The following is a 3151-nucleotide window of genomic DNA, read 5'->3' as shown; positions in this document are numbered from 1 at the left end:
TTCCCGCAGGAGTCAACGGTTCTACGCTCCAAACAACCACCATAATTAGTGTAATTCACGCTCTTAGGCGCAATCCCAGCGGAGGAAATACATGGAGACTCCTGCGGGAGGATAGGCCTAGGTGAGACACAAGTGCGTAGCACGAAGGGGCTCAACAGCCGCCCGCGGAAAGCGGAATGTATTTCCGTAGCGGTATTTTACTTTGCAACTTGTCTACATTTTCGCTGCGGAAATCAACGGTTTACCAACTACCTTAACAAACTTTCACTACTCAACAGTATCCTTCAACTATAGGGAAATAAAGCAACAATGTTCGAGAGGTGAAACAAAATAAAAGAAGCGAAAAGTTGTGTTTTATTGTACTCAACTTTTCGCTTTGTTTTATTGGTTTACATCTAACTTTTCAAGCTCTTTATTTACTTCAGCAATCTCTTTTTCTAAACGAATGAGCTGCTCTTCCGCCGCTGACACACGTCCGCCAACGAATTCTAATTTGTCCATATCACCTTGAATACGGGTATAATCTGACTTTAATTCTAATAATTTTTCCTCTAACTCTTTTTTGCTCATTTTTTCACACTCCTACTTTTAGTTTAGTTGATAACATTCTATAATTACAAGTATTATAATTTGACATGTTCCAAACTCGAGGACTATGCGCCGTTTTCGAGTAAGATGTGCAAATCTAAAGTCACATGAGCCATTTTCGTTCAACATGCACCAATCCTAGGCTCAAAAATTAGTAGAACAAATACAAATTTTGTGATAATATTTGAACATATCACCTTCTTGGGAGGTAAAGTAGTGGGAAAGTGGGAAAGTGTATTCCAAAGCTGGATTGAATCTGAAAATTTAGATCTAACAGCAAGGAAACAATTGCAGGATTTGAAAAATAATCCAGAAGAAATGAAGGATTCATTTTATCAATATATCACATTGGAAACTGAAGGAATGCGAGGAGTTTTAGGGCCTGGCATTAATCGTATGAATATTTACACGGTGAGGAGAGCGATCCAAGGTCTAGCGTACTATTTAAAAGAAAACGTTGTGAATTATAAAGACCGCGGTGTCGTAATTGCTTTTGATTCCCGCTATATGTCTGAGGAATTTGCTTTAGAATCAGCAAAAGTGCTTGGAGTACACGGAATAAGAACGTACGTATTTGAGTCATTACGTCCAACTCCATTACTCTCATTTGCAGTTCGCTATTTACGAACTGCTGCAGGAATTATGTTTACAGCCAGCCATCATCTGCCTGAATATAATGGGTTTAAAATATATAATGAAGAAGGTAGTCAGATAACATTTGATGAAACGAGTCATCTTACTAACTTTATTCAACAAGTAGACGATGAGTTACAGATAGATGTACTCTCTGAAGAGGAATTAATAAAACAAAACCTCATGCAATGTGTGAAGGATGAGGTAGACCATGCTTATTTAGAGCAGTTAAATACGATTACAAAAATGGATGAGAAAACAATTAAAGAGAAAAAAGATCTTAATATTGTTTTTACACCATTGTATGGTACAGCACAGTCTTTAGTTGAAGCAGGATTAAAACAATTAAATTTTGCCAATATTCATGTTGTTAAAGAGCAAACTGTAGCTGATTTTGATCTTTCAGCTGAAAAATCGCCAAACCTGGAAGAAAGACAAGCTTTTGAAAAAGCAATAAAATTGGGTGAAGCGGTCGATGCAGATATTTTATTGGCGACAGATCTAAATGCTGAGCGACTTGGAGTAGCAGTGAAAAATAAACAAGATGAATATACGATACTAACTGGAAACCAGCTGGGTTGCTTATTATTGGATTATATCTTAAAACATGCGAATGAACGTGTACTAAATAATGCTCGTTTGATTAAGTCTATTGTTACAACAGAGCTTGGTCGTGCAATTGCAGCATCTTATCATGTAAAAACTATCAATACATTATCTGGATTTCAACATATTAGTGAGAAAATTAATGAATTTGATGCAACCGGTGAAACGTTTATCTTTGGGTTTGAAGAAAGCGGTAGTTATTTGATTAATTCATTTTCCAGAGATAAGGATGCCGTACAAGCAGCAGTCATGACTAGTGAGATGGCATCATTTTGGAAAGCAAAAGGGAAAACGTTATTAGAGGTTTTAGATAGTTTATATAAAAAGTTCGGATACTATAAAGAAGGATTGGATGAAATCACTTTAGAAGGTGTGTCCGATCAGGAGAAAATGTCTTCAATTGTAACCAGATTTGGAAGTAAAGTAGACGGTCAAATAGGCAACCTCCAGATAGAATATATAGAGGACTATTTGACGAAAAAACGGAGATACTGTAATAATAAAGTTGAATTACTCGATTTCCCACAAGAAAATGTAGTAAAATATAAGTTAGAAGAAAATTGTTGGGTTTGTTTGCAGCTTTCTGAAACAACGTCAAAAATTAAATGTTATTATGCTGCTTATGGCAAAACAGCGCAGGAAGCAGATAGAAAATTTAATATGATAAAAAAATCTTTAAAAGAAACAATTTTACAACCTTTAGAACCTGTGAAATAAAGATAAGACAAAGAATAAAGGTTATTTAAAATTGAAAAGGGGAGTAGCTGTACAGTTAATGTCGTCATTACGAGGGAATCCCTCCGGCTTAACTGGCAACCATTGTTGTTAGCAAGACCTTTACTATTATTTGTTTGGACGAGGAGTGATATTCATTCCATGTTTAAACATAATAAGGTAAAGGTCTTTTTGATTGCATAATTTTAGAATATATAAGGAGAGAAAAGCCGGTGGATGTTAATTTAATAATGGAATATTTATGGATATTAATTGTTTTAATTGGTTTGGAAGGATTGCTAGCAGCGGATAATGCACTTGTCTTAGCAATAATGGTAAAACATTTACCGGAAAAACAGAGAAAAAGAGCGTTATTTTATGGACTTGCAGGGGCATTTGTTCTTCGTTTTGGTTCTTTGTTCATCATTTCATTTCTTGTCGATGTTTGGCAGGTACAAGCAATAGGTGCAGCGTACTTATTATTTATTTCGATAAAACATTTATTCGATAAAGCAATGAATAAAGATAATATTAAAATACCTAAGCAAAAGGCCGGGAGCGGTTTTTGGATGACTGTTTTAAAGGTCGAAATTGCTGATTTAGCGTTTGC

At 35.4% G+C, this 3151-nt stretch carries 3 protein-coding genes; 2 read left to right on the top strand and 1 reads right to left on the bottom strand.

Annotation, left to right across the window (positions count from 1 at the left end; translation table 11 throughout):
• Positions 1-381: 381 nt before the first annotated feature.
• Positions 382-570, bottom strand: coding sequence for an SE1832 family protein (locus ACPYKA_RS20030; RefSeq protein WP_479543951.1), 189 nt, complete (start codon positions 568-570; stop codon positions 382-384).
• Positions 571-804: 234 nt separating this feature from the next.
• Here ACPYKA_RS20030 and ACPYKA_RS20025 point away from each other — a divergent pair, with 234 nt between their 5' ends.
• The gene (locus tag ACPYKA_RS20025) at positions 805-2544 is read left to right on the top strand and encodes a phospho-sugar mutase (RefSeq protein WP_479543950.1); all 1740 of its coding nucleotides are present in this window, start codon (positions 805-807) and stop codon (positions 2542-2544) included.
• A gap of 248 nt (positions 2545-2792) precedes the next feature.
• Positions 2793-3151 (top strand): TerC family protein (locus tag ACPYKA_RS20020; protein ID WP_479543952.1); only part of this gene is annotated, 359 nt, incomplete at its 3' end.

This window comes from Pseudogracilibacillus amylolyticus (SeqCode), from assembly GCF_051918545.1.
In the GTDB taxonomy this organism is placed as follows: Bacteria; Bacillota; Bacilli; order Bacillales; family Amphibacillaceae; genus Pseudogracilibacillus.
This window is presented reverse-complemented; position numbering and strand designations above follow the sequence as displayed.

Excerpts from the sequence above, each read along its gene's own strand:
- ACPYKA_RS20030 (WP_479543951.1), bottom strand. The coding sequence starts at position 570 with ATGAGCAAAAAAGAGTTAGAGGAAAAATTATTAGAATTAAAGTCAGAT.